24 protein-coding genes, 1 other RNA gene and 1 pseudogene are annotated in these 22,840 nt (G+C 67.1%); 15 read left to right on the top strand and 11 right to left on the bottom strand.

Annotated features, from left to right (window positions below; genetic code table 11):
* Positions 1–63: 63 nt before the first annotated feature.
* On the bottom strand, positions 64–558 hold the full coding sequence (locus OLX23_RS17850; RefSeq protein ID WP_264446391.1) for a flavin reductase family protein: 495 nt from the start codon (positions 556–558) through the stop codon (positions 64–66).
* Positions 559–909: 351 nt separating this feature from the next.
* On the opposite strand from OLX23_RS17850, the gene OLX23_RS17855 reads away from it, so the two are divergent.
* The 6 genes from OLX23_RS17855 (at position 910) to mmsB (ending at position 6,791) form a co-directional block, all read left to right on the top strand.
* Positions 910–2,331 carry an aldehyde dehydrogenase family protein gene (locus OLX23_RS17855; protein WP_264446392.1) on the top strand — a complete coding sequence of 474 codons (1,422 nt, stop codon included), beginning with the start codon at positions 910–912 and terminating at the stop codon, positions 2,329–2,331.
* 195 nt (positions 2,332–2,526) lie between these two features.
* Entirely contained in the window at positions 2,527–3,684 is a 1,158-nt protein-coding gene (locus OLX23_RS17860; RefSeq protein ID WP_264446393.1) for an acyl-CoA dehydrogenase family protein, read from the top strand.
* Entirely contained in the window at positions 3,681–4,730 is a 1,050-nt protein-coding gene (locus OLX23_RS17865; RefSeq protein WP_264446394.1) for an enoyl-CoA hydratase/isomerase family protein, read from the top strand. Before OLX23_RS17860 ends, OLX23_RS17865 begins: the two co-directional genes overlap by 4 nt.
* Positions 4,727–5,509: an enoyl-CoA hydratase-related protein gene (locus OLX23_RS17870; RefSeq protein ID WP_264446395.1), complete on the top strand. Its 783-nt coding sequence runs from the start codon at positions 4,727–4,729 to the stop codon at positions 5,507–5,509. The genes OLX23_RS17865 and OLX23_RS17870 overlap by 4 nt, the downstream gene beginning before the upstream one ends.
* Positions 5,510–5,512: 3 nt before the next feature.
* Positions 5,513–5,920 (top strand): hypothetical protein, encoded by a 408-nt coding sequence (locus OLX23_RS17875; RefSeq protein ID WP_264446396.1) that lies wholly within the window; start codon positions 5,513–5,515, stop codon positions 5,918–5,920.
* A gap of 1 nt (position 5,921) precedes the next feature.
* On the top strand, positions 5,922–6,791 hold the full coding sequence (gene mmsB / locus OLX23_RS17880; protein ID WP_264446397.1) for a 3-hydroxyisobutyrate dehydrogenase: 870 nt from the start codon (positions 5,922–5,924) through the stop codon (positions 6,789–6,791).
* A 98-nt stretch (positions 6,792–6,889) separates the two neighbouring features.
* Here the strand turns inward: mmsB and OLX23_RS17885 are convergent, their stop codons facing one another.
* The 4 genes from OLX23_RS17885 to OLX23_RS17900 are packed head-to-tail and all read right to left on the bottom strand — an operon-like array spanning position 6,890 to position 9,560.
* Positions 6,890–7,447 carry an NUDIX hydrolase gene (locus OLX23_RS17885; RefSeq protein ID WP_264446398.1) on the bottom strand — a complete coding sequence of 186 codons (558 nt, stop codon included), beginning with the start codon at positions 7,445–7,447 and terminating at the stop codon, positions 6,890–6,892.
* Entirely contained in the window at positions 7,444–8,127 is a 684-nt protein-coding gene (locus OLX23_RS17890; protein ID WP_264446399.1) for a TPM domain-containing protein, read from the bottom strand. Before OLX23_RS17890 ends, OLX23_RS17885 begins: the two co-directional genes overlap by 4 nt.
* A 10-nt stretch (positions 8,128–8,137) precedes the next feature.
* Entirely contained in the window at positions 8,138–8,899 is a 762-nt protein-coding gene (locus OLX23_RS17895; protein ID WP_264446400.1) for a TPM domain-containing protein, read from the bottom strand.
* Positions 8,900–8,954: 55 nt separating this feature from the next.
* A complete protein-coding gene (locus OLX23_RS17900) occupies positions 8,955–9,560 on the bottom strand; it encodes a LemA family protein (protein ID WP_264446401.1) in 606 nt (201 codons plus the stop codon).
* A gap of 145 nt (positions 9,561–9,705) precedes the next feature.
* Between OLX23_RS17900 and mscL the strand changes: the two genes are divergently transcribed.
* The 3 genes from mscL (at position 9,706) to OLX23_RS17915 (ending at position 11,096) form a co-directional block, all read left to right on the top strand.
* Complete coding sequence (mscL, locus tag OLX23_RS17905) at positions 9,706–10,137, top strand: large conductance mechanosensitive channel protein MscL (protein ID WP_264446402.1); 432 nt, start codon at positions 9,706–9,708, stop codon at positions 10,135–10,137.
* 12 nt (positions 10,138–10,149) lie between these two features.
* Positions 10,150–10,563: a transfer-messenger RNA gene (gene ssrA / locus OLX23_RS17910) on the top strand.
* Positions 10,564–10,592: 29 nt separating this feature from the next.
* Complete coding sequence (locus tag OLX23_RS17915; RefSeq protein WP_264446403.1) at positions 10,593–11,096, top strand: asparaginase; 504 nt, start codon at positions 10,593–10,595, stop codon at positions 11,094–11,096.
* On the opposite strand, the gene OLX23_RS17920 is transcribed toward OLX23_RS17915, so the two are convergent.
* Positions 11,093–11,341 carry a hypothetical protein gene (locus OLX23_RS17920; RefSeq protein WP_264446404.1) on the bottom strand — a complete coding sequence of 83 codons (249 nt, stop codon included), beginning with the start codon at positions 11,339–11,341 and terminating at the stop codon, positions 11,093–11,095. The two genes, OLX23_RS17915 and OLX23_RS17920, sit on opposite strands and share 4 nt — an antisense overlap.
* Before the next feature lie 250 nt (positions 11,342–11,591).
* Here OLX23_RS17920 and OLX23_RS17925 point away from each other — a divergent pair, with 250 nt between their 5' ends.
* Complete coding sequence (locus tag OLX23_RS17925; RefSeq protein ID WP_264446405.1) at positions 11,592–13,703, top strand: malate synthase G; 2,112 nt, start codon at positions 11,592–11,594, stop codon at positions 13,701–13,703.
* Between the two features lie 66 nt (positions 13,704–13,769).
* Positions 13,770–14,044, top strand: a pseudogene (locus OLX23_RS17930) (acylphosphatase).
* A 9-nt stretch (positions 14,045–14,053) separates the two neighbouring features.
* Here OLX23_RS17930 and OLX23_RS17935 read toward each other — a convergent pair.
* From OLX23_RS17935 to OLX23_RS17955, 5 genes are all read right to left on the bottom strand, one after another.
* Positions 14,054–14,251, bottom strand: a complete 198-nt coding sequence (locus OLX23_RS17935; RefSeq protein WP_264446406.1) for a hypothetical protein — start codon at positions 14,249–14,251, stop codon at positions 14,054–14,056.
* Positions 14,252–14,307: 56 nt separating this feature from the next.
* Positions 14,308–15,123, bottom strand: a complete 816-nt coding sequence (gene rsmA, locus OLX23_RS17940; RefSeq protein WP_264446770.1) for a 16S rRNA (adenine(1518)-N(6)/adenine(1519)-N(6))-dimethyltransferase RsmA — start codon at positions 15,121–15,123, stop codon at positions 14,308–14,310.
* A gap of 2 nt (positions 15,124–15,125) precedes the next feature.
* Positions 15,126–16,157, bottom strand: coding sequence for a 4-hydroxythreonine-4-phosphate dehydrogenase PdxA (gene pdxA, locus OLX23_RS17945; protein WP_264446407.1), 1,032 nt, complete (start codon positions 16,155–16,157; stop codon positions 15,126–15,128).
* A 10-nt stretch (positions 16,158–16,167) separates the two neighbouring features.
* Positions 16,168–17,487: a peptidylprolyl isomerase gene (locus OLX23_RS17950; protein WP_264446771.1), complete on the bottom strand. Its 1,320-nt coding sequence runs from the start codon at positions 17,485–17,487 to the stop codon at positions 16,168–16,170.
* Positions 17,488–17,709: 222 nt separating this feature from the next.
* On the bottom strand, positions 17,710–20,013 hold the full coding sequence (locus tag OLX23_RS17955; protein ID WP_264446772.1) for an LPS-assembly protein LptD: 2,304 nt from the start codon (positions 20,011–20,013) through the stop codon (positions 17,710–17,712).
* An 85-nt stretch (positions 20,014–20,098) separates the two neighbouring features.
* Between OLX23_RS17955 and OLX23_RS17960 the strand changes: the two genes are divergently transcribed.
* The 4 genes from OLX23_RS17960 to ndk all read left to right on the top strand — a co-directional run bounded on the left by OLX23_RS17960 (position 20,099) and on the right by ndk (position 22,768).
* On the top strand, positions 20,099–21,562 hold the full coding sequence (locus OLX23_RS17960) for a leucyl aminopeptidase (RefSeq protein ID WP_264446408.1): 1,464 nt from the start codon (positions 20,099–20,101) through the stop codon (positions 21,560–21,562).
* Positions 21,563–21,576: 14 nt separating this feature from the next.
* Positions 21,577–22,014, top strand: a complete 438-nt coding sequence (locus OLX23_RS17965; protein WP_264446409.1) for a DNA polymerase III subunit chi — start codon at positions 21,577–21,579, stop codon at positions 22,012–22,014.
* Positions 22,011–22,265 carry a hypothetical protein gene (locus OLX23_RS17970; RefSeq protein ID WP_264446410.1) on the top strand — a complete coding sequence of 85 codons (255 nt, stop codon included), beginning with the start codon at positions 22,011–22,013 and terminating at the stop codon, positions 22,263–22,265. The genes OLX23_RS17965 and OLX23_RS17970 overlap by 4 nt, the downstream gene beginning before the upstream one ends.
* 80 nt (positions 22,266–22,345) lie before the next feature.
* Entirely contained in the window at positions 22,346–22,768 is a 423-nt protein-coding gene (gene ndk / locus OLX23_RS17975; protein ID WP_264446411.1) for a nucleoside-diphosphate kinase, read from the top strand.
* Positions 22,769–22,840: the final 72 nt, after the last annotated feature.

Below are 22,840 nucleotides of genomic sequence, written 5' to 3' on the forward strand. Positions count from 1 at the left end.
TCCCGATCGGATACAATGCTGTACACCCGAACAGCATTGGCGGGGGGAGAGTCAAGAGCGGTCTCAGGCCAGTTCGGCGAAACCGCCGTAGCGGCCGCGGTGGAACAGCATCGGATCGTCGTCGCGGGTGATCTCGAGGCCGAGCACGTTGCCGAGCACGATCCAGTGATCGCCGGCCTCGACCACCGAATGGATCGAGCATTCGATGCGCGCGATCGAATTGGCGATCACCGGCAGGTTGTGCTGCGAAATCTCGTATTCGACGCCGACGAACTTCTCGGGCCCCTTGGCCGAGACCTGCTTGCACACTTCCTGCTGGTCGCTGGCGAGGACGTTGACGCAGAAATGGCCTGCGGCTTCGATCTGCGGCCACGAGGAACTGTTCTTGGCGGGCAGGAAGCCGACGAGCGGCGGGTCGAGCGAGACCGAGGTGAAGGTGCCCACGACCATGCCAATCGGCTGACCGTCCGCGCCCATCGCCGTGACCACGCTCACGCCGGTCGGGTAGGAGCCGAGCACCTGGCGGAACTGGGCGGAATCGATGGAGGGTTGGGTCACGCGGAAGTCCTGCTGTTCATCGTCGTCGCTGCGTTCATGGCGAAGCCGCGGGGGGAGGGCAACAGGCGAGTTGCTTCGACATCACGAACATGCGTTCGTTTTGTCGAATTTGTGCAATCCGTGCTGCAGCTTGATCGCGCAAAATGCTGCACTATCTCGGCAGTATCACAGACAAGCGACCATGCCGTTTTGCGCAACATCCCTTGCGGCGAATCATCTTGAACGGTGCAAGGCAAAAGTGCAGGGGCGGCGTGGAGCCGGATGCCTGAGGATCGCCGGCCTTGCTGCATGCGCAGCGAAGGCCGGCAGCCTCATGACGTCGCGGTGAATAGCGAAGGATAGGACAAGAAGATGGCCGCTGCCCGCCCGATTGCCGACACGCCCGAAGCCAAGGAAGTCGCCGAACTGATCGCTCGCTCGCGTGCCGCGCAGCAGCAGATCGAGCACTACACGCAGGAGCAGGTCGATCGCCTGATCCGCGGCATGGTCTGGGCCGTTGCCCAGCCGGGCGTCGCCGAAGAGATCGCGCAGCACACGGTCGATGAATCGCAGCTGGGCAACTACGACGGCAAGTTCCTCAAGATCAGCCGCAAGACCCGCGCCGCGCTGATGGACATCATCGACGACAAGTCGGTGGGCGTGATCGAGGAACTGCCCGAGCGCAACATCGTCAAGATCGCCAAGCCGGTCGGCGTGATCGGCGCGCTGTCGCCCTCGACCAATCCCGAGGCGACCCCGGTCATCAAGGCGATCAGCGCCGTGAAGGGCCGCAACTCGATCATCATCTGTCCGCACCCGCGCGCCAAGATCACCAACAAGATCATCTGCGACAAGATGCGCGATGCGCTGGTCAAGCTCGGCGCCCCGGCCGATCTCGTCATCCCGATCGAGGTGCCCTCGGTCGAGAAGACCAACCAGGTCATGCAGCAGTGCGACCGCGTGCTCGCCACCGGTGGCGGCCCCATGGTCCTCGCCGCCTACTCGTCGGGCACTCCGGCGCTCGGCGTCGGCGTGGGTAACGCTGTCATCACCGTCGACGACACGGCCGACCTCGACGACGCCGCCGAGAAGATCCGCGTCTCGAAGACGCTCGATCTCGCGGCCTCGTGCTCGTCGGACAATTCGGTGATCCTGTTCGACTCCGTCTACGACCAGATGCTCGAGAAGCTGCAGAAGGAAGGCGGCTTCATCGTCGAGGGCGAGAACAAGCAGAAGCTGCAGGACACGATCTGGAAGGACGGCGCGCTCAACACCGCGATCGTCGCGCAGACCGCCGGCACGATCGCCGGCATGGCGGGCATCGACCTGCCCGAAGGCAAGACCTTCCTGATCGTTCCCGAGAGCAACTATGGCGCCGACGCGCCGTTTTCGGGCGAGAAGCTCTCGGTCACGATGGCGCTCTACCGCGCCAAGGACATCGACGAGGCGATCGCGCTGACCAACGGCATCCAGGCCTACCAGGGCCAGGGCCACTCGTGTGGCATCTATTCGACCAACGACGAGAACATCCTCAAGCTGGCCGAGAACACCAAGACCAGCCGCGTCATGGTCAACCAGCCGCAGGCGCCGTCGAACTCGGGCAACCTGTGGAACGGCATGCGCCAGACCTTCTCGCTGGGCTGCGGCTCGTGGGGCGGCAACTCGACCAACAACAACATCACCTGGCGTGACCTGATCAACGAGACCTGGGTCTCGAAGCCGCTCAAGCAGACCAAGGTCATCCCGTCGGACGAAGACCTGTTCGGCAAGGACATCATCGCCGCCCTGGCTTGAGCCGGAGCGATGTAAGAAACGAGAACGGGGCGGGCGACCGCCCCGTTTTTCGTTGGGCGCCCGGTTTCCCCAGATCCGTCGTCATGACCCTGACTTTCGTCAGGGTGACGGTGTGGGAAGCGGCGCTATGCAGGTGCTGAAAAATCTCGATCGAAGGTATTTAACCGAGCGATTAAATCGGATACAGCGCGCGCCATGACCGACCTTTTCAGCCTCACCGAAGACCAGCTCGCCATTCAGGAAATGGCCCGCCGGTTCACCGCCGACGCCATCACGCCCAAGGCGGCGGAATGGGACGAGACCAAGCACTTCCCGCGCGACGTCGTGCGCCAGGCGGGCGAACTCGGTTTCGGTGCGATCTACATCTCCGAGGAGATGGGCGGCATCAACCTGGGTCGCCTCGAATCGGCGCTGATCTTCGAGGCGCTGTCCTATGGCTGCCCGTCGACCGCGGCGTTCATCTCGGTCCACAACATGGCCTCGTGGATCATCGACAAGTTCGGTGACGATCAGCTCAAGCAGCGTTATCTGCCGCAGCTCGTCGGCATGGAAAAGCTCGGCTCCTACTGCCTGACCGAGCCCGGCTCGGGTTCCGACGCCGCGGCGCTCAAGACCACGGCCCGCCTCGAGGGCGACCACTACGTCGTCAACGGCACCAAGCAGTTCATCACCGGCGGCGGCGTCAACGACTTCTACGTCACCATGGTCCGTACCGGCGACCCCTCTAATGGTGGTGGGGGCGCCAAGGGCATCTCGTGCCTGGTCATCGAGAAGGACCAGGAAGGCGTCTCGTTCGGCGCCAACGAGAAGAAGCTCGGCTGGAACTCGTCGCCGACCGCGCAGGTCTCGTTCGACAACGTCAAGGTGCCGGTCGAGAACCGCGTCGGCGCCGAGGGGGACGGCTTCAAGTTTGCCATGGCCGGCCTCGACGGCGGCCGCCTCAACATCGGCGCTTGCTCGCTCGGCGGCGCGCAGCGCTGCCTCGACGAGGCGATCGCCTACGCCAAGGATCGCCAGCAGTTCGGCAAGCCGATCGCCGATTTCCAGAACACCCAGTTCACCCTGGCCGACATGGCGACGAACCTCGAAGCCGCGCGCGCGCTGCTCTACCTCGCGGCCGCCAAGGTCACCGCCGGCGCGCCCGACAAAACCCGCTTCGCCGCCATGGCCAAGCGTCTCGCCAGCGACAACGGTTCGCAGATCGTCGACCAGGCGCTGCAGATCTTCGGTGGCTACGGCTACCTGCGCGACTATCCGATCGAGCGCTTCTGGCGCGACCTGCGCGTCCATCGCATCCTCGAAGGCACCAACGAGGTCATGCGCATGATCATTGGCCGGGACCTGCTGAAGTGAGCGCAACGGAAGAGCTCATCGTTCGCCGTGACGGCGTCGCGGGCTTCCTGACGCTCAACCGCCCCAAGGCGATCCACGCGCTGACCGCGGCGATGGACCACGCGATGACCGATGCGCTGGTCGCCTGGAAGGACGACGCGGCAGTCAAGGCCGTGATCGTCGACCACAGCGAGGGGCGGGGCTTCTGCGCTGGCGGCGACATCGCCTTCCTGCGCAATTCGGCGCTGACCGACAACGGCGTCTCGGGACTGGCGTTCTTCTACGAGGAATACCAGCTCAACCACCTGATGACGGTCTATCCCAAGCCGATCGTCGCCTTCATCGACGGCATCACCATGGGTGGCGGCGTCGGCATCTCGCAGCCCGCGAAGTTCCGCGTGGCGACCGAGAACACGCGTTATGCCATGCCCGAGACCGGCATCGGCCTGTTCCCCGACGTCGGCGGTGGCTGGTGGCTGTCGCGTCTGCCGGGGCGGCTCGGCCAGTATCTCGCGCTCACCGGCGCGCGGATCGACGGCGCCGAAGCGCTCTGGGCCGGTCTCGCTACGCATTACCTGCCCGTCGACAAGCTGGCCGAGGCCAAGGATCGCATCGCCCACGGCCACGAGATCGGCGGCGTCCTGTCGGCGCTCGCGGTGACCGCGCCCGAGCCCAAGCTGGCGGCGCACGCGGCGGAGATCGCCAGGCACTTCGCCTCGGACCGCTACGAGGACATCCTCGCCTCGCTCGAATCCGACGACAGCGAGTGGGCGGCCAAGACCTTGGCGACGCTCAAGACCAAGAGCCCGCAGACCTGCAAGGTGGCGCTGCGCCAATTGGCCGACAGCGCCAAGCTCGGCTCCTTCGCCGAGAACATGGTCATGGAATACCGCATCGCCGCGCGCGTGCTGACCCGGCCCGACTTCGCCGAGGGCGTCCGCGCCGTGATCGTCGACAAGACCAACGATCCCAAGTGGGATCCGGCGACTCCCGAACTCGTCACCGACGAACTGATCGAATCAATCTTCGCGCCGCTGCCGGCCGACAAGGAATGGAAACCGCTATGAGCTACGAAACGCTTCTCGTCGAACAGCGCGGCGCCGTCACGCTGATCCAGCTCAACCGTCCGCAGGCGCTCAACGCGCTGAGCTCGACGGTGATGAAGGAACTGATCGCCGCTTTCGCCGCCTTCGAGGCCGACGACAGCCAGGGCGCTGCCGTGCTGACCGGCGCGGGCGAGAAGGCCTTCGCCGCCGGTGCCGACATCGGCGAGATGGCCGACAAGCCCGCCACCGAATTCTTCGCCCAGGCCTTCTTCGACGGCTGGCAGAAGGGCATCGCCAACGTCGTGCGCAAGCCCTGGATCGCCGCGGTCAACGGCTTCGCGCTGGGCGGCGGCTGCGAGCTCGCCATGATGGCCGACATGATCATCGCTTCGGAGAAGGCCAAGTTCGGCCAGCCCGAGATCAAGCTCGGCGTCGCGCCGGGCATGGGCGGCACCCAGCGCCTGACCCGCGCGATCGGCAAGGCCAAGGCGATGGACCTGTGCCTGACCGGCCGCATGATGGACGCGGTCGAGGCCGAGAAGTCGGGCCTCGTCGCGCGCATCCTCCCGGTCGAAGGCTTCGTCGACGCGGTCGTCGCGATCGCCGCCGAGATCGCCGGCATGCCGCGCATGGCTGCGCTGCTGAACAAGGAAATGGTCAACGTCGCCTTCGAGACGACGCTCGAGCAGGGCCTGCTCTACGAGCGCCGCACCTGGGGCATCCTGGCCGCGACCGAGGACAAGGCCGAAGGCATGAAGGCCTTCGTCGAGAAGCGCCCGGCGGTCTGGAAGGGCAAGTAAGCCATGGCGACGCCGCCGGTCTTTCCGCACAAGGGAGAGGCCCTGGCGATGCTCGACGAGGAGTTCGCGCGGGTCGATCTACCGACCCCGGCGGGCCTCCATATCGAGAAGCAGAAGCGCCCCGGCAGCCAGAAGCTGGCCTGGTGGCACGGCGATCCCGACGCGATCGATGCCGTCGAGACGTTGGCCAGCCTGGCCTGGCTGCGCACCTGGCTGCGCATCACCGGAGGCCGTGCGCTGCCCGCGGGCGGGCTGCGGCTGCACAAGGACCGCGTCTGGCTCGACCGGGCGATCATCGGCCGGCTCGAACGCGACGGCATTCTCGCCTTCGAGCCGACCGGACATTTCGAGCCGAGCTTCGTGCTGACCGATCAGGGGCGCGAATGGCTGGCCGCGACAGGAGACGTTTGACATGAAGATCGCTTTCATCGGCCTCGGCAACATGGGCGGCGGCATGGCCGCGAACCTCGTCAAGGCGGGCCACGCGGTTCAGGCCTTCGACCTTTCCGCCGAAGCGCTCGACAAGGCCAAGGGCAACGGCTGCGCGGTGTTCACCACGGTGCGCGAGGCGGTGCAGGGCGTCGACGCGGTGGTTTCGATGCTGCCCAACGGCGGCATCGTGAAGAGCGTCTACGAGGCCGACGTGCTCGGCCAGGCGCCCGCGGGCGCGCTGTTCCTCGACTGCTCGACCATCGACCTCGCCACCGCGCGCGAAGTCGGCGAGGCGGCCAAGGCGGCGGGCTACGAGATGGTCGACGCACCGGTCTCGGGCGGCATCGCCGCGGCCAACGGCGGCACTCTGACCTTCATGGTCGGCGGCAGCGAAGAGGCTTTCGCCCGCGCGCAGACGGTGCTCGAGCCGATGGCCAAGGCGGTGATCCACGCGGGCGAGCTCGGCGCGGGCCAGGTCGCCAAGATGTGCAACAACATGCTGCTGGCGATCCACATGATCGGCACCTGCGAGGCGCTGGCCCTGGCCGAGAAGGCCGGCCTGTCGATGCAGAAGTTCTACGAGATCAGCTCGAAGTCGACCGGCTACAACTGGTCGCTCAACGACTACACGCCCGCCCCCGGCGTCGGCGCGGCGAGCCCGGCCGACAACGATTACCAGGGCGGCTTTGCCTCGGCGCTGATGCTCAAGGACCTGCGCTTGGCCATGGCCGGCGCGGCCACCGCCGGTGCCTCGGTGCCGCTGGGCGAGCACGCGACGAAGATCTATGAGGCGTTCAACGAAGCCGGCAACGGCGGCAAGGACTTCGGCGCGATTTTCACGACGCTGTGATCACCTGTCGCGCCTGATGCTTCGACAAGCTCAGCATGAGCGGTTTGGGTGAATTTACACCACATCCGCTCGGCCTGAGCTTGTCGAAGGCCCTGGTGCTACCGCCCCAACAACCCAGGCCCCAGCAGCGTCAGCAACCGCACGTCGATCGCGCGGCCCTGGGCGCGCCATTCGGCGAGGGCGCGGTCGATGCGGTCGAGGTTGATGCGGTGGACGGTGATGTCCTCGCCCTCGACCCCGCCGCCATCGCTCACCTGGGTCAGGCCGTGCGCGCGGAACAGGGTGAAGCTCTCGCTGACCATGCCCGGCGACGAATAGAACTGGCCGATCTCTTCCATGCGCTCGGCGTGGTAGCCGGTTTCCTCCTCGAGCTCGCGCGCGGCGGCGACCTCGTCGGGCTCGCTCGCGTGTTCGTCGTGATCGCCGATCAGGCCGGCGGGCAGTTCGATGCAGGGGCGGCCCAGCGGCACGCGGAACTGCTCGACGAGGATCACGTATTCCTCGCCCTCATCGTCCTCGTCGATCGCCAGGATCACCGCGGCGCGGATGCCGCGCGCGCGGCTGACATATTCCCACTTGCCCTTCTTGCGCGCTGTGATGAAGCGGCCCTGCCACATCACTTCGTCGGGTTCGTTGCGGTCGTGATGGTCGGTCATACTTCGATCAGCCTGTCAGGGAGTTCGTTGCGGTCGTCTTCGGCGCGTGGGAAATGTTGTGCGAGCACCTGGCCGACCTGCGTCACCGCGGCGATCAGGCCGTCGGCGAGGTGGTCGCGCTTGAGCTCGGCGAGCATCGCGGCCATGGCATCGCCCCAGGTCTCGGCCGGGACCTTCGCGGCGATCGCCTCGTCGGCGACGATCTCGGCGCGGTGCTCGGCCAGCGACAGGTAGACGAGGATGCCCGTGCGGCCGTGGGTGCGGCGTTCGGCGCCGACCTTGAAGCAGGTGATCGCCCGCGCGCGGACGCGGCGGTTGCGGATCGCTGCGGGCGTCAGCGCCAGGCGCAGCGGCCGCCACAGCAGGATCAGCCAGGTCCCGGCGAACTTGAGCGCGACGACCAGCGCGGCCACGGCGAAGACCTCGCGCGGGCTCCATTCGTGGACCCAGGCGCCGGTCAGCCGCGCGTAGAGGCCGAGGTAGAAGTCGGGCAGGGCAACGAGCGCCAGCAGCGCGAGAAGGCCGACCGCCGCCGACCAGACCAGCGCGACGTCGCCGTAGTCGTCCGAGCGCTCGGCGAGGATCGTGACGATCTCGCCGGCGGAATGGCTCTCGGCCGCGGCCACGGCGGCGCCGACCCGCTCGCGGTCGGCCTCGGTCATCGGGGAGAGATCGGCCATGTGCTGCCTCCTACCACGAACCCGACGAGCCGCCGCCGCCGAAGCTGCCGCCGCCGCCCGAGAACCCGCCGCCACCACCAAAGCCGCCGCCACCGCCGCCCCAGCTCGAACCCGAGTCCCAGATCACGGGCACGAAGCCGCCGCTGCGATAGCGGCGTCCGCGCTTGCCGCGCAGCAGCGGCAGGACGAAGAAAAAGAAGAAGATCAGCCCGAAGACCACGAAATGGCCCCACTCGACCGCTTCGTCCTGTTGCGGCGCCTTCTGCGCTTGGGCCGCGACCTTGGCGGCCTCCTCGGGCGGCAGGGTCAGCTGGGTGACGATCGCGTCGACCCCGGCCTCGATCCCGCCGGGCATGTCGCCGGCCTTGAACTTGGGGACGATCGCCTGGTTGATGATCAGCGACGAGAGCCCGTCGGTCAGCGTGCCTTCGAGGCCATAGCCGACCTCGATCCGCAGCTTGCGCTCATTCGGCGCGACGATCAGCAGCGCGCCGTCGTTCTTGTCCTTGGCGCCGATCCCCCAGGCGCGGCCGAGCTGATAGCCGTAGTCGGCGATGTCGTAGCCCTGGAGGCTGGGCAGGGTGGCCACCACCAGCTGGCGCCGCGACTGCGTCTCGAGCGCGGCGAGCTTCTGGTCGATCCGCGCCTCGACATCGGGCGGAATGACGTTCGCCGCGTCCACCACGCGCCCGCTGAGCGGCGGGAACGTGGGGGCGGCCCATGCGGGGGTAGATAGAAGTAGCGCGACACCCAACGCGGCTGCACGTAGCACCGATCCTCCCCCGCCGGGGGAGGATCGTCAGGGCGACCATCGTGTCGATCCTACCTCAGAGCTTCCCTTCGAGGCTCGGTGCGACTTCGGCGCCCGGCGTCGCGGCTTGGTAGGGCACCATGACCTCGGCCCCGCGGATCTTCGCGCCGATCATCTCGGGGAAGGTGCGCACGCGCGTGTTATAGTCCTGAACCGCGCCGTTGTAGTCGCGGATCGCCACGCGGATGCGGTTCTCCTGGCCCTCGAGCTGGCTCTGCAGCATCTGGTAATTGGTGATCGACTTGAGCTCGGGATAGGCCTCGACATTGGCGAGCAGCCGGCCAAAACCTGCGAGCGAGCTCGAAAGTTGGTTTTGAGCTGCTTGGAATTGCGCCATTTTCGCCGGATCGGTCAGGTCGTTGGCATTGAGCTGGATCGAGGTCGCCTTGGCGCGCGCTTCGACCACGCCCGTGAGGATGCCCTTCTCCTGGTCGGCCGCGCCCTTGGCCACGGCGGCAAGGTTGGGGACCAGGTTCGCGCGCTCCTGGAACGCGGCCTGGACGTCGGCCCACTTGGCCTTGGCGTTCTCCTGCGCGGTCGGCACCGAGTTGATGCCGCAGGCCGAGAGGCTGACGGCGGCAACGGCGGCGAAGCCATAACGGGCGATAGGCGAAGCGGTCATGCTGGGGCAGCTCCCAAGGCGCCGCGGCGGACTGCCGGGCATCGGCGGCGAATGTAGAGCCGATTGCCGGGGGTTCAAGCGCTGCGTGCGCTTGTGACCGCAAAGCTTCCGTGGCAGCCTCCAGGGGGCAAGAGGAGGAGTGACTATGCTCAACGAATTCAAGGCGTTCATCGCGCGTGGTAACGTCATGGACCTGGCCGTCGGCGTCATCATCGGCGCGGCCTTCGGCAAGATCGTGACCTCGCTGACCGAAAGCGTGATCATGCCCGTGGTCGGCTGGATCACCGGCGGCGTCGACTTCACCAACTATTTCGTCGCGCTCGGCACGCCGCCCGCCGACTACAAGGGCTCGCTGACCGACTATGCCGCGCTCAAGGCCGCGGGCGTGCCGATGATCGGCCACGGCGATTTCATCACCCAGCTCGTCAACTTCCTGATCGTCGCCTGGATCATTTTCCTGCTGGTCAAGGGCGTGAACCGCGTCGTCGCCAAGAAGGAAGCCGAAGCCGCGCCGGCGGGGCCGAGCGAGGTGGATATCCTCAAGGAAATCCGCGACGAATTGAAGAAGCGGCCCTGATCGCGAAACCACTCACTTCACATTAAGCCAGGACCACCTATATAGGACCTCGCCGGTTTCGACCGGCTATGGTGATAAATTGCGGCGTGCAATAGGCACAGCGGACCCGGGGGCGGTACCCGGCGGCTCCACCATTATCATCCTGAACCGGGTCTTCCCGGAGGCAGGAGCCCTGTTGTCGCAGGGATAATGACGGGGCCGAACTAGGATCGACGTGTGTTGAAAAGCGGTGTTTTCACCCGGGCTGAGTAACCCGTTCAAGGCTCAAAACTCATAAGTGCCAACGACAACGAAGCACTTGCTCTCGCGGCGTAATTCTAGGGGCTAACGCCCTGAAGTTACAAAGTTAGAACACGGTTGGACCGACCGGGTAACAGAACGGATTCCAGCGGCCTGGGGTGGGCCGGGCAACAGAACCACCCCACTTCCTCGCGATTCGTGCTATGGGCTTCGGCATGTTGCCGACCGAAACGCCCATCCTGCTGCTCACCACCGGTGGGACCATCGACAAGATCTACTTCGACGCGCTGTCCGACTACCAGGTCGGCGAGAGCGTGGTCGCGCGGCTGCTCGAGATCGGGCGTGTGCGCCGGCCGTTCCGCGTCGAGGAAATCACGCGCAAGGACAGCCTCGAACTGACCGAGGCCGATCGCACCGCGATCCACGAGCGGATCGCGGCGGCGCGCGAGGCCCATGTCATCATCACCCACGGCACCGACACGATGACCGAGACCGCCAAGGTCCTGGCCGACATTCCGCACAAGGTGATCGTGCTGGTCGGGGCGCTGGCGCCGGCGCGGTTCAGCGAGAGCGATGCGAGCTTCAACCTCGGCATGGCCTTCGCCGCGGTCCAGTGCGCCGAGCCGGGGGTCTACATCGCGATGAGCGGTTCGGTGTTCCGCGCCGATCGCGTGGTCAAGGACCGCGCCAAGGGTCTGTTCGTCGCGACGGGCGACTAGGCGGCCGTCTTCTCAGCCGCGGCGGCGTCGCGCGCCTGTTCGAACTTCAGGCAGTCGAGGATCTTGCCGCCGGCCATGAACACCGCGACGGTGCAGGCGAGGAACAGCAGCTTGCCGCCCCAGCCGGGGAACTGCTCGAGATAGGCCGAGCCACGTTCGGTCGCGCCCAGCGCCAAGGCATAGATGATCAGGAACGCCTCGACGCGCGTCTTGATCACGAACAGCCTGCCGATCTTGTTAAACATCGTATTCCCTTCGCGGGCTCCAGTAGCAATCACCATGCCAGAGGCCGAAATCCGCGCAAGAGCGTGGTTAACCCCGCGCTAACTGTAAATTCGCCCGACGCTGGGGCGGGGGAGCGCCGGCCATTTTGGTCAGGTTGCCAAGCCTGCGGGCATGGGCCATAGGCCCGGCGTTCCTTCCCCAGGGATTTCGGCAGATTCCCGGTCGCCCCGCGAGCCAGCGGCAGCGGCCCAAGCATGGTGAGTGAGGCAAATGACGGACAGGATCGATCGCGCGGGGCTTCAGGTCGACGCGAAGCTGGCGCAGTTCATCGAGGGGGAGGTGCTCGCACCGATCGGCAAGCCGGCCGACGCCTTCTGGCAGGGCTTCGCCGCGCTGCTCGCAGAGTTCGCACCGAAGAACCGCGCGCTGCTCGCCAAGCGTGACGATCTCCAGGCGCAGATCGACGCCTGGCACACCGCGCGCGCGGGCAAGCCGCTCGACGCCGCCGAATACCGCGCGTTCCTGGCCGAGATCGGCTACCTCGTGCCCGAGCCCGAGGCTTTCACCGTCACCACGCAGAACGTCGATGACGAGATCGCGGTCCTCGCCGGTCCGCAGCTCGTCGTCCCCGTGCTCAACGCGCGCTTCCTGCTCAACGCCGCCAATGCGCGCTGGGGCAGCCTCTACGACGCCTATTACGGCACCGACGCACTCGACGCCCCCGCGGCCAAGCCCGGAGGCTATGACGCCGAACGCGGCGCCGCGGTGATCCGCGCCGGCCGCGCCTTCCTCGATCGCGCCGTGCCGCTGGCTTCGGGCTCCTGGTCGAACTGGGACGGCGCCGGCGATCCGCCGCTGGCCCACGCCAGCCAGCTGGTTGGCCGTAAGGATGGTGGCCTGCTGCTCCAGCACAACGGCCTGCATATCGAGCTCGTGCTCGATCGCTCGCACTCGGTCGGCGCGACCGACGTCGCCGGCATCGCCGACATCGTGCTCGAATCGGCGCTGACGACGATCGTCGACCTCGAGGATTCGGTCGCGGCGGTCGACGCCGAGGACAAGCTGGCGGCCTATCGCAACTGGCTCGGCGTGATCCGCGGCGACCTGACCGACACTTTCGAGAAGGGCGGCAAGAGCCTGACCCGCGCGCTCGAGCCGAACCGCGAATGGACCGGCGCCGAGGGCCAGTTCGCTCTGCCCGGCCGCAGCATGCTGTTCGTGCGCAACGTCGGCCATCTGATGACCAACCCGGCGATCCTGCTCGCCGACGGCAGTGAGATCCCCGAGGGAATCATGGACGCGGTGATCACCAGCGCCATCTCGACCCAGGACGTCAAGGGTCTCGGCCAGTTCGGCAACAGCCGCACCGGCTCGATCTACATCGTCAAGCCGAAGATGCATGGCCCTGAGGAGTGCGGTTTCACCAACAGCTTGTTCGATGCTGTTGAGGATCTGCTCGAACTGCCGCGCCACACCGTCAAGGTCGGTGTCATGGACGAGGAGCGCCGCACCAGCGTCAATCTCGGCGCCTGCATCCACGCGGTGAAGGACCGCATCGTCTTCATCAATACCGGCTTCCTCGATCGCACCGGCGACGAAATCCACACCTCGATGCGCGCAGGTCCGATGATCCGCAAGAACGACATCAAGGGCTCGAAGTGGATTGGCTGCTACGAAAAGCGTAACGTTGCCATTGGTTTGAAGCATGGTCTTTCGGGTCGGGCTCAAATCGGCAAGGGCATGTGGGCCGCGCCCGACCGCATGGGCGCGATGATGGCCGAGAAGACCGTCCACCCCAAGGCCGGCGCCAACACCGCCTGGGTGCCTTCGCCGACTGCGGCGACGCTCCACGCCATGCACTACCACGACATCGACGTGTTCGACGTCCAGAAGGAACTCGCCGGCCAGCCCGTCCCGGGGCTCGACGACCTGCTGACGATCCCGCTCGCCCAGGGCACCAACTGGTCCGAGCAGGAGATCCGCGAGGAGCTCGACAACAATGCGCAGGGCCTGCTCGGCTACGTCGTGCGCTGGATCGACCAGGGCGTCGGCTGCTCGAAGGTGCCCGACATCAACGACGTCGGCCTGATGGAAGACCGTGCGACCCTGCGCATCTCGAGCCAGCATATGGCCAACTGGCTGCTCCACGGCGTCTGCACCAAGGAGCAGGTTATGGACTCGCTCCAGCGCATGGCCGCCAAGGTCGACGCGCAGAACGCGAGCGATGCGCTCTACGAGCCGATGGCGGGCAACTGGGAGACCAGCCTGGCCTTCCAGGCGGCCTGCGATCTCGTGTTCAAGGGCGTCGAGCAGCCCAATGGCTATACCGAGCCGCTGCTCCACGCCTGGCGTCAGAAGAAGAAGGCTGCCGCGGCGGCCTGAGGCGATCGGCGTCCCCGTTTCGGCGGGGACGCGGACCCCGCGGCGGCCTTGGGGCGCTATCGCAGCATGATCGCGCGCATTATCCGCATCGAAGGCAAGGTCCAGGGCGTGTTCTTCCGCGACTGGACGGTCGAGACCGCGCGCGCGATCGGTATTTCGGGTTGGGTGGCAACCGCCGCGATGGCGCGGTCGAGGTGCTGGCCATCGGCCTGCCCGAGGCCGTAGAGGATCTGATCGCCCGGCTGCACCAGGGATCGCCGGCTTCGCGCGTGGCGCGAGTCTCGGTCGCGGAAGCGGCGCTCGAGGCGGTCGACGGCTTCAGTCGCGCGCCGACCGCCTGAGCGGGCGGGTCAGCCCGCGGTCTTGGCGCTCTTGCGCGGTTTGGCGCGCTTGGGCGGCGCCGCGCTCTCGCGCGCAGGCGACAGTTCGCCGGCGGCACCTTCCTCGGGCGCGACGAAAACGTCCTCGCCCTTGGTCTTCTTGCCGATCGAATACTTGTAGATGACGTAGGCGGATGCCCCGGCCAGGGTCCAACGCAACAGCTTCATCCGGTATCTCCTAAGTCTGTCGGAACGCATGCAGGGGGAGGGCGTTCCGGGATACTCTACAATTCGCCAGCCAGGCTGACGAATTCCGTGACGCTCAAGGTCTCGGCGCGCCGCTGGGGATCGATCCCCAGGCGGTCGAGCGCCTCTAGCGCCCCCGGCAGGCCTTTCAAGCTCTGGCGCAGCATTTTCCGCCGTTGTCCGAAGGCGGCTTCGGTGACCCGTTCGAGAACCCGGGCGGAAACGCCCTCGGGCATCGCGCCGGGCACGACGTGGACGATCGCCGACATGACCTTGGGCGGCGGGGTGAAGGCGCTGCGGTGGACCTTCATCGCGATCTTGGCCTGGGCGCGCCACTGCGCGAGCACGGCGAGGCGGCCGTATTCGGAGGTTCCCGGGACACCGACGATGCGGCGGGCGACCTCTTCCTGGAACATCAGGGTCAGCGAGGACCACTGCGGCGGCCAAGCTTCGCCCGAAAGCCAGCCCGTAAACAGAGCTGTGCCCACGTTGTAAGGAAGGTTCGCAACGATATGATAAGGCTCGGAAAAGAGATCGGCCGGCGCGACCTTCATCGCGTCGCCCTCGATCACCTTCAACTGGCCCGGAAAGGCATCGCCCAGTTCGGCCAGCGCGGGCAGGCAGCGGCGATCCATCTCGATCGCGGTCACCCGCGCGCCGGCGCGGAGCAGGGCGCGGGTCAGGCCGCCGGGGCCGGGGCCGACCTCGAGCACGGCCTTGTCCTTGAGATTGCCGGGAATCCGGGCGATCCGGTCGAGCAACTGCTCGTCGAGCAGGAAGTTCTGGCCGAGCGCCTTGCTGGCCTGGAGGCCGTGACGCGCGATGACCTCGCGGATCGGCGGGAGATCGGGCAGGCTCATGCCGTCATGGTCCGGCGGGCCGCGCATTCGCCGGCCATGCGCAGCGCCGCGATCGTCGCGCCGGGGTGGGCGAGGCGCTTGCCGGCGATGCCGAAGGCGGTGCCGTGGTCGGGCGAGGTGCGGATGATCGGCAGGCCCAGGGTGACGTTGACGCCGTTATCGAAATCGAGTGCTTTCAAGGGGATGAGGGCCTGATCGTGGTACATGCACAAGGCAACGTCATAGTCGCCGCGGGCGTGCGGAGCGAACATCGCGTCGGCCGGGTGGGGGCCGGTGACGGCGAGACCCGCGGCCTGGAGTGCGGCCACGGCGGGGGCGATGATCCGCGCTTCCTCATCGCCGAAACGGCCGTCCTCGCCGGCATGAGGGTTCAGCGCGGCGAGCGCGAGGCGCGGATTTGACAGCCCGAAATCGCGCCGCATTGCGGCCGCAACGATGGTGCAACGCCGCTGGATCAGCGCGGCGCTGAGCGCGGCTGGAACTTCGGCGAGCGCGATGTGGACGGTCAGCGGCACGGCCCGCAGATTCGGCCCCGCGAGCATCATCACCGCGTCCTGAGGTGCCACCCCGCTGGCCGCCGCGACGAACTCGGTCTGGCCGGGATGGTCGAAGCCCACTTCGGCGAGGCGCGACTTGGCGATCGGGCCGGTGACCACCGCGCCGGCCTGACCGGAGACCGCGAGGCGCGCGGCTTCGGTCAGCGAGGCGAGCGCGAGTTCGGCGCCCGCGCGGTCGGGCTGGCCGGGCTTGTAGGAACCGTCGGCCCCCTTCGTCCCGGGAAGGTCGAGCACGGGCAGGGCGCGCGCGAAGACTTCCGCGGCCTGCGCCGGATCGGTGATGCGCTCCACCGGGGCTTCGATACCGCGGATCGCCGCCGCCTCGGCGAGGACCATGGCGCCACCGACCGCGAAGAAGGGCACGAGCCCTTCCTCGGCGCGGCGGGTCCAGGCCTCGACGAACAGTTCGGGGCCGACCCCGGCGGGGTCACCCAGCGATGCTGCCAGCGGTAACAGGGCCGGCGCGGTCATCCGCGCACCATCAGTTGTAGTCGATGATCGCGTCGCGGCGGAGGTCGCGCAGATACATCTGCGCGCGCTTGTTGACGCGCTCGTCTTCCATCTGCGCCATGACCTGGTCGAAGTTCAGCGCGTTGTTGGTCTGCGGATCGTCGCGGCCGCAGAGCATCAGCACGCGCACGCCGTCCTGGATCGAGCCGAACGGCGGCGAGGTCTCGCCCACGGCCATGCTCAGCACCGCATCCTGCAGCGGCCCGGGCAGATCGCGCGCGCGGATCTGGTCGTTGGCGACGACCTGCGCGCCGAGCCCGCGCGCGACGTCGTCGACCGCGCCGCAACCGCGGGCTTCCTTCATCTTGGTCGCGAATTCGCCGGCCTTCTTGGTGGCATCGGCCTGGGTCGTGCCCGCGGGGAAGTTGATCGAGATCTGCTTGAGCGCGAGCACCGCGTCGCGCGGATCGGCGGTCAGCACCTGGCGCTTGTCGATCAGGTAGACGATCGAGAAGCCGCCGGGCACCTCGATCGGGCCGACCAGCTGGCCGGGCTGCAGTTCGCGCGAGGCGGCGGCGAGTTCGCCGGGAAGCTGGCTGAGCCGGATCCAGCCGAGATCGCCACCGACGGCGGCGGTCGAAGCCTGCGAATACTGGCGCGCATAGGCAACGAAGGAGCCGCCCTGCTTGAGCTGGTCGACGATACGCTTGGCGTTCTCGTAGACCTGCTGCTTGGCGTCGGGCGCGGCCGCGAGATAGATCTCGCCGATCCGGTATTCCTCGGTGCCCTTGTCCTGCTGCTGGCGCGCGATGACTTCCTTCACCTCCTCCTCGGAGACGTTGATGAAGGGCTGGACGTTGCGGCGCAGCAGGCGCTGCCACGACAGTTCGCCGCGGATCTGGCGCTTGAGCGAGGCCGGCGACGAGCCGACGCGCGCGAGATAGGCGTCCATCGCGGTGATGTTCTGGTTGAAGTTCTGCTGGGCGACGCGCGCATAGGTCTGGTCGACCTCGGCCTCGTCGATCGTGATGTCGGAAGCCTTGGCTTCCTGGATCTGCAGGGTCTCGTCGATGAGGTTGCGCAGCACCTGCATGCGCAGGCGCTCCTTTTCCTCGTCGCTGATCTTGCCCTCGTTCGCCGCGAGGATCAGCGCCAGGCGCTGGTCGACGTCGGTGCCGGTGATGATGTCGCCGTTCACCAGCGCGGTCGCACGGCGCATGTTGGGATCGTTCTTGCCGAAGATGGTCACGCCTTCGGGGATCGAGATCGTGCCCTGCGCGTCGGAGGGCTCGCCCGCCGGATTGCTGGGACCGGCAGGATCGATCTGCTGCGCAGGGGCGGCGATCGCCATGCCCAGCGCGGTCAGTCCGAGGGCGGCAAGCCAGCCGTGCTTCAATGTCGTGCGAATAGTCGTATCCACCGTATCGTTGATCCCATCCCGCGAGCGCGGCCTAGGCCGGCGCTTTGCCGCGGTCCGGCTTAACCAAAACTGAGTGAGCCGGATAGGGTGTTTGGGGGAAGGGGACAAGCGCCGGCAGAGCGCCGTCCCCGCGTGGCTTGCCGGTGGCCGGGATCACCGGACGCCGATGTTCTTGACCGCGAAATAGACCTGGAAGACGTTGCCCTTGCGCGCGTCGCCGGTGGCGACGTAGTCGCGCCGCCAAGTGAAGGCGAGTTCGAGGCAATCGTCCTGGTAGGCGACGCCGAGGCGCGTGCGGATCGGCTGGAAACCGTCGGAGAGGTTGGTCGGATCCTCGTTGCGGTCGGTCAGGTTGACCACGGCCGAGCCGAACAGCGACCAGTACTTCTTGAAGGCGACGCGGCCGGCGACGCGCAGTTCCTCTCGGTCCTGGAGATCCTCGATCGACTGGATGTTGCGGTTGAGGCGAACGTAGCCGACCTCGGCATAGGTCTTGCTGTCGCCGATCGTCGCGTCGAACTCGTTGCGGCGGATCGCGAAGCTGTCCTTGTCGAGGCGGAAGCGGTGGGTGACCTTGAGGAAACCGCGGTAATAGACCTCGGTGCGGCCGACGATGTCCGAAGTGCGGCTCGACAGGCCGGTGCCGTCGGGCAGCAGGGTCTGCTCGTTGGTCAGGCGATAGGACTGGCCGATCGTCGTCTTGATCTTCCAGCGCGGCGCCTCGAACTGCCAGTCGAAGCCATAGGTGAAGCGCACGCCGTCCTCGACCCGGTCGTAGCCGGGGAAGCGGTTGAGCGCGAAGAGGTTCGAATCCTCGAGATCGACCGCGCGCGCGTCCTCGTTCGGCACGGCGAGGTTGCGGATCGAGGGGGTGGCGACGAGCTGCACGCGCGGCGTCAGCACCTGGGTGCCGCCGAACACCGCGCCGACCAGCGGCCATTTCACGTCGACCGCGGCCGTGGCGATGCCGCGCGTCTGCCAGCCGGGCTGGCCGCGATAGATCACGGTCGAGGTCAGTGTGTTGTCGTCCGAATGGTAGACGTCGCCGCGCACCAGGCCCGTCAGGGTGATCTGCTGGCCGAGGCCGGTGATCCGCGTCAGGTCCCAGCGCGCGCCGGCGAAGGCGCGCTGCGTGTCCTGGCCGTTCGAGCGCAGGATCGCGAGGCTGTTGACCTGGAGTTCGAGCCGCCCGCCGACCAGCGGATCGGTGAAGCGGTGGCGATAGTCGATCGCGGGCAGTGCCAGCGGCACCTGGCCCTGATCGTCGTTGACGCGCAGGGTCTGCGTCGACCAGCCGGCGATCGACAGGTAGGAATTCGGCGCGATCCGCTCGACGTCGACCATCGAGCGCAGGCGGTCGTCGCGGCTGATGTCGTAGCGACGCAGGAAGGTGCGGTCGGTGCTGCGGCGGATCGAGCTCGTCACGCTCCATTCGGGCGAGAGCTGGAAGCGGCCGTTGGCATAGACATAGCCGCGGAAATTGCTCTCGGCGGCATTGCTCGGCTGCCCCGAAACCGCGATCAGGTCGCTCTTCGTGGCATAGCCGGTGATCTGGTACGAGCCCTTGCTCGTCAGCGCGCGATACTGCCCCGAGATCATCGGCGGCGCCTTGGTGTAGACGTAGCCGGTGGCGGTCAGGTCGCTGCTGTCGGACAGCCGCAGGTAATAGCCCTCGCTGATCTCGACGCCGTTCGAGGCCGAGAGGCGCAGGTCGGGAATCAACGGGCCCGAGATCGCGCGGCCGTCGGTCGCGACGAGCAGGCCGGGCAGCGGCATCAGTCGGATGCCGAAGATCTCGAGCCGCGCGCCCTTGAAGCGCACGCTCTTCTGATCGTCCTGATAGACCACCTGCGCGGCGGTGATTCGCCAGGTCGGCCGCTTGGGACAACCGTCGGTGTCCTCGACCTCGCAGGCCGTATAGGACGCGTGGGTCAGCACGACGTCGCCGTTGGGCAGGCGCTTGCCCGACTGCGCGGCGAGGCGGCCGCCCTCGCGCAGCGCGATCAGCAGGTTCTCCATCGCCCCGGTCTTGAGCTCGTCGGTCAGTTCGACCCTGTCGGTGAACAGCTGGTTGCCGTCCTCGTCGATGAGGCGGATGTTGCCCGTGGCGACGATCTTGCCGGTGTTGCGATCCCAGGTGACCTGGTCGGCGCGCACCGACTGGTCGTCGCGCCGCAGCACGACCGCGCCTTTGGCGGTGACCGTATCGGCCTTGTCGTTGTATTCGACCTCGTCGGCCTCGAAGCCGATCGGCCCGTCGGAAGCCTCGACGACCGGCGCGGCGGGGGCATTCGCAGCGGCCGGTTCGGGCGTCGTTTGCGGGGAGACCGCGGCCTGTCCGTCCTGGGCCCAGGCGGGCTCGGCGAGCAGGGCCAGGCCCGCTGCCATCGCCAGCAGATGCCAGGGGCGCAAGCGAAGGACACGGGCTTGCAACTGGGTCCGCGGGGCAGGGAGCATCACTTGCCTATCGCACCGCGGGTGCTTAACTGCAATCCATCCCGACATCTGGTTGGTCCCGATTGGGATCAACCGAGGAGAATTCATGCAGATCCAGTTCCTTGATGCGTCCGCCACGCCGTCCACCCGCCTTATCGCCCGCCTCGTCAATCAGGATGCGATCCCGGCCGAATTGGAGCCGGTGCTGGCCGAAGGTGCGCGCGCGACCCGCTTTGCGGGCAAGGCCGGGCAGATCTTCGAGGGCTTCGTCGAACGCGGCGGCAAGCTGGTGCGCGTCGTGCTCGCCGGGATCGGCAGCCCCGATGCCGATGATCGTATCTCCGCGCTCGAACGCGCGGGCGCCGGACTTGTTGCGCGCTTCCTCACTTCGGGCGAGCCTTCGCTGACCTTCGACCTGTCGGGCACGGCGCTTTCGGCCGACGAGGTTGCGGCGGTTCTGCTCGCCGCGCGGCTGCGCGCCTGGCGTCACGACACCTATCGCACCAAGCTGACCGACGAGCAGAAGCCTTCGCTCAAGGAGATCGCGGTCGCCGGCGCGCCCGACGGCGCTGCTGGGGCCTGGGAGCGCGAGAGCGCCCTGGCCGAGGGTATCGAGTTCACCCGCCAGCTCGTCACCGAGCCGGGCAACGTCATCTATCCCGAAAGCTTCGTCGCGCGCTGCCAGGATCGCCTGGCCGGCACCGGCCTGACCTTGCGCGTGCTCGACGAGGTCGAGATGAAGGCGCTCGGCATGGGCGCGCTGCTCGGCGTGGCCCAGGGCTCGGAAAAGCCCGCGCGGCTGCTGGCGATCGAGTGGAACGGCGGCAAGGCCGGCGACAAGCCGCTGGCCTTCGTCGGCAAGGGCGTGACCTTCGACACCGGCGGCATCTCGCTCAAGCCCGGTGCCGGCATGGAGGACATGAAGTGGGACATGGGCGGCGCGGGCGCGGTCGCGGGCACGATGCTGGCGCTGGCGCTGCGCAAGGCCGCGGCCAACGTGATCGGCGTGGTCGGCCTCGTCGAGAACATGCCCGACGGCAAGGCGCAGCGTCCGGGTGACGTCGTCACCTCGATGTCGGGCCAGACGATCGAGGTGATCAACACCGACGCCGAGGGCCGCCTCGTGCTCTGCGACGCGCTGACCTGGGTGCAGAAGGAATATGCGCCGACGACGATCATCGATCTCGCGACCCTGACCGGCGCGATCATCGCTTCGCTCGCCCACGAATATGCGGGCCTGTTCTCGAACGACGACGACCTGGCGGCCAAGCTGACCGCGGCGGGCCAGGCGACGGGCGAAAAGCTCTGGCGCTTCCCGATGGGCTCCACCTACGACAAGATGATCGACAGCCCGATCGCCGACATGAAGAACATGGGCACGCGCTTCGGCGGTTCGATCACCGCGGCGCAGTTCCTGCTGCGCTACATCGAGAACAAGACCCCCTGGGCGCACCTCGACATCGCCGGCACCGTCTGGGCCGACAAGCCGGGCCAGACCTGGGACAAGGGTGCGACCGGTTTCGGCGTCCGCATCCTCGATCGCCTGGTTCGCGACAATTTTGAAGAATAAGCCGTAAGGTTCTGATGCGCGTAGATTTCTACCAGCTCAGTCGTGATCCCGCCGAGGCCGTGCTGCCGCTCATCGCGCGCAACACGCTGAAGGCGGGCGAGCGGCTGCTGGTTGTCTCTGCGCGCGAGGACCAGCTCGGCTTTATCAGCCGCGAGCTCTGGGGGCGCGCTGCCGACTCGTTCCTCGCGCACGGCTTCTCGGGCGGCGATCACGATGCGCGCCAGCCGATCCTGCTCTCGGACGCGATGGCTCCGGGCAACGGCGCGAAATACGTGGCGATCGCCGACGGCGTCTGGCGGGACGCCGATCCGGGGTTCGAGCGGACCTTCTACATCTTCGACGACGAGACCCTGCAGCCCGCGCGCGAATGCTGGGTCATGCTCGGCAAGCGCGGCGGGATCGACCGGCGCTTCTGGAAGCAGCAGGGCGGCAAATGGGTCGAGGGCCCGTGAGCGAGTCCACTACGGATTTCATGCATCCCGATCGCGACCGCGTGATCAGCTTCGTCCGCGACGAGGCGGGGCGCATCGGCTTCAACGTGCTGGCGCGGATCGAGCCGCTCGAGTTCGAGGGGCTGCAGAAGGTCTACTGGCGCAAGATCCACCGTTCGGAGTTCCATCCCGACGCCGATTCGGCCTTCGCCGCGGCGCGCGAACTGTTCGCCTGGGTCGATTCCCGCTGGCGGGACAGCCTGCAGGTCTGAGCGACCTTGCCCCGCCGCGCTTTCCCGGCTAGGGGCGCGGCCATCCAACGACAGACACAAACCTCGCAAGGAACCCTATCATGGCGGTGACCCGCACCTTTTCGATCATCAAGCCCGACGCCACGCGCCGCAACCTGACCGGTGCGGTCACCGCGAAGCTCGAGGAAGCCGGCCTGCGCGTCGTCGCCTCGAAGCGCATCCACATGAGCCAGGCTCAGGCCGAGGGCTTCTACGCCGTCCACAAGGAGCGTCCCTTCTTCGGCGAGCTCGTCAGCTTCATGATCTCGGGCCCGGTCGTGGTCCAGGTTCTCGAAGGCGAGAACGCGATGCAGGCCAACCGTGACATCATGGGCGCGACCAACCCCAAGGACGCCGCCGAAGGCACGATCCGCAAGCTCTTCGCCGAATCGATCGAGGCCAACACGGTCCACGGTTCGGACAGCGACGAGAACGCCGCGATCGAGATCGCCTATTTCTTCAAGCCCGAAGAAATCGTCGGCTGATCGATCCGATCGAGACAAGCGAAAGGCCGCCGGAGCGATCCGGCGGCCTTTTGCATTTGTGAGCCACCATCG

This window comes from Novosphingobium sp. JCM 18896, from assembly GCF_025938095.1.
In the GTDB taxonomy this organism is placed as follows: Bacteria; Pseudomonadota; Alphaproteobacteria; order Sphingomonadales; family Sphingomonadaceae; genus Novosphingobium.

Bases quoted from the DNA above. Each gene is read 5' to 3' on its own strand.
- OLX23_RS17855 (WP_264446392.1), top strand. From the start codon at position 910: ATGGCCGCTGCCCGCCCGATTGCCGACACGCCCGAAGCCAAGGAAGTC.
- OLX23_RS17860 (WP_264446393.1), top strand. From the start codon at position 2,527: ATGACCGACCTTTTCAGCCTCACCGAAGACCAGCTCGCCATTCAGGAA.
- OLX23_RS17870 (WP_264446395.1), top strand. From the start codon at position 4,727: ATGAGCTACGAAACGCTTCTCGTCGAACAGCGCGGCGCCGTCACGCTG.
- OLX23_RS17875 (WP_264446396.1), top strand. From the start codon at position 5,513: ATGGCGACGCCGCCGGTCTTTCCGCACAAGGGAGAGGCCCTGGCGATG.
- mmsB (WP_264446397.1), top strand. From the start codon at position 5,922: ATGAAGATCGCTTTCATCGGCCTCGGCAACATGGGCGGCGGCATGGCC.
- OLX23_RS17885 (WP_264446398.1), bottom strand. From the start codon at position 7,447: ATGACCGACCATCACGACCGCAACGAACCCGACGAAGTGATGTGGCAG.
- OLX23_RS17890 (WP_264446399.1), bottom strand. From the start codon at position 8,127: ATGGCCGATCTCTCCCCGATGACCGAGGCCGACCGCGAGCGGGTCGGC.
- OLX23_RS17900 (WP_264446401.1), bottom strand. From the start codon at position 9,560: ATGACCGCTTCGCCTATCGCCCGTTATGGCTTCGCCGCCGTTGCCGCC.
- mscL (WP_264446402.1), top strand. From the start codon at position 9,706: ATGCTCAACGAATTCAAGGCGTTCATCGCGCGTGGTAACGTCATGGAC.
- OLX23_RS17915 (WP_264446403.1), top strand. From the start codon at position 10,593: ATGTTGCCGACCGAAACGCCCATCCTGCTGCTCACCACCGGTGGGACC.
- OLX23_RS17920 (WP_264446404.1), bottom strand. From the start codon at position 11,341: ATGTTTAACAAGATCGGCAGGCTGTTCGTGATCAAGACGCGCGTCGAG.
- OLX23_RS17925 (WP_264446405.1), top strand. From the start codon at position 11,592: ATGACGGACAGGATCGATCGCGCGGGGCTTCAGGTCGACGCGAAGCTG.
- OLX23_RS17935 (WP_264446406.1), bottom strand. From the start codon at position 14,251: ATGAAGCTGTTGCGTTGGACCCTGGCCGGGGCATCCGCCTACGTCATC.
- pdxA (WP_264446407.1), bottom strand. From the start codon at position 16,157: ATGACCGCGCCGGCCCTGTTACCGCTGGCAGCATCGCTGGGTGACCCC.
- OLX23_RS17950 (WP_264446771.1), bottom strand. From the start codon at position 17,487: ATGGCGATCGCCGCCCCTGCGCAGCAGATCGATCCTGCCGGTCCCAGC.
- OLX23_RS17955 (WP_264446772.1), bottom strand. From the start codon at position 20,013: ATGCTCCCTGCCCCGCGGACCCAGTTGCAAGCCCGTGTCCTTCGCTTG.
- OLX23_RS17960 (WP_264446408.1), top strand. From the start codon at position 20,099: ATGCAGATCCAGTTCCTTGATGCGTCCGCCACGCCGTCCACCCGCCTT.
- OLX23_RS17965 (WP_264446409.1), top strand. From the start codon at position 21,577: ATGCGCGTAGATTTCTACCAGCTCAGTCGTGATCCCGCCGAGGCCGTG.
- ndk (WP_264446411.1), top strand. From the start codon at position 22,346: ATGGCGGTGACCCGCACCTTTTCGATCATCAAGCCCGACGCCACGCGC.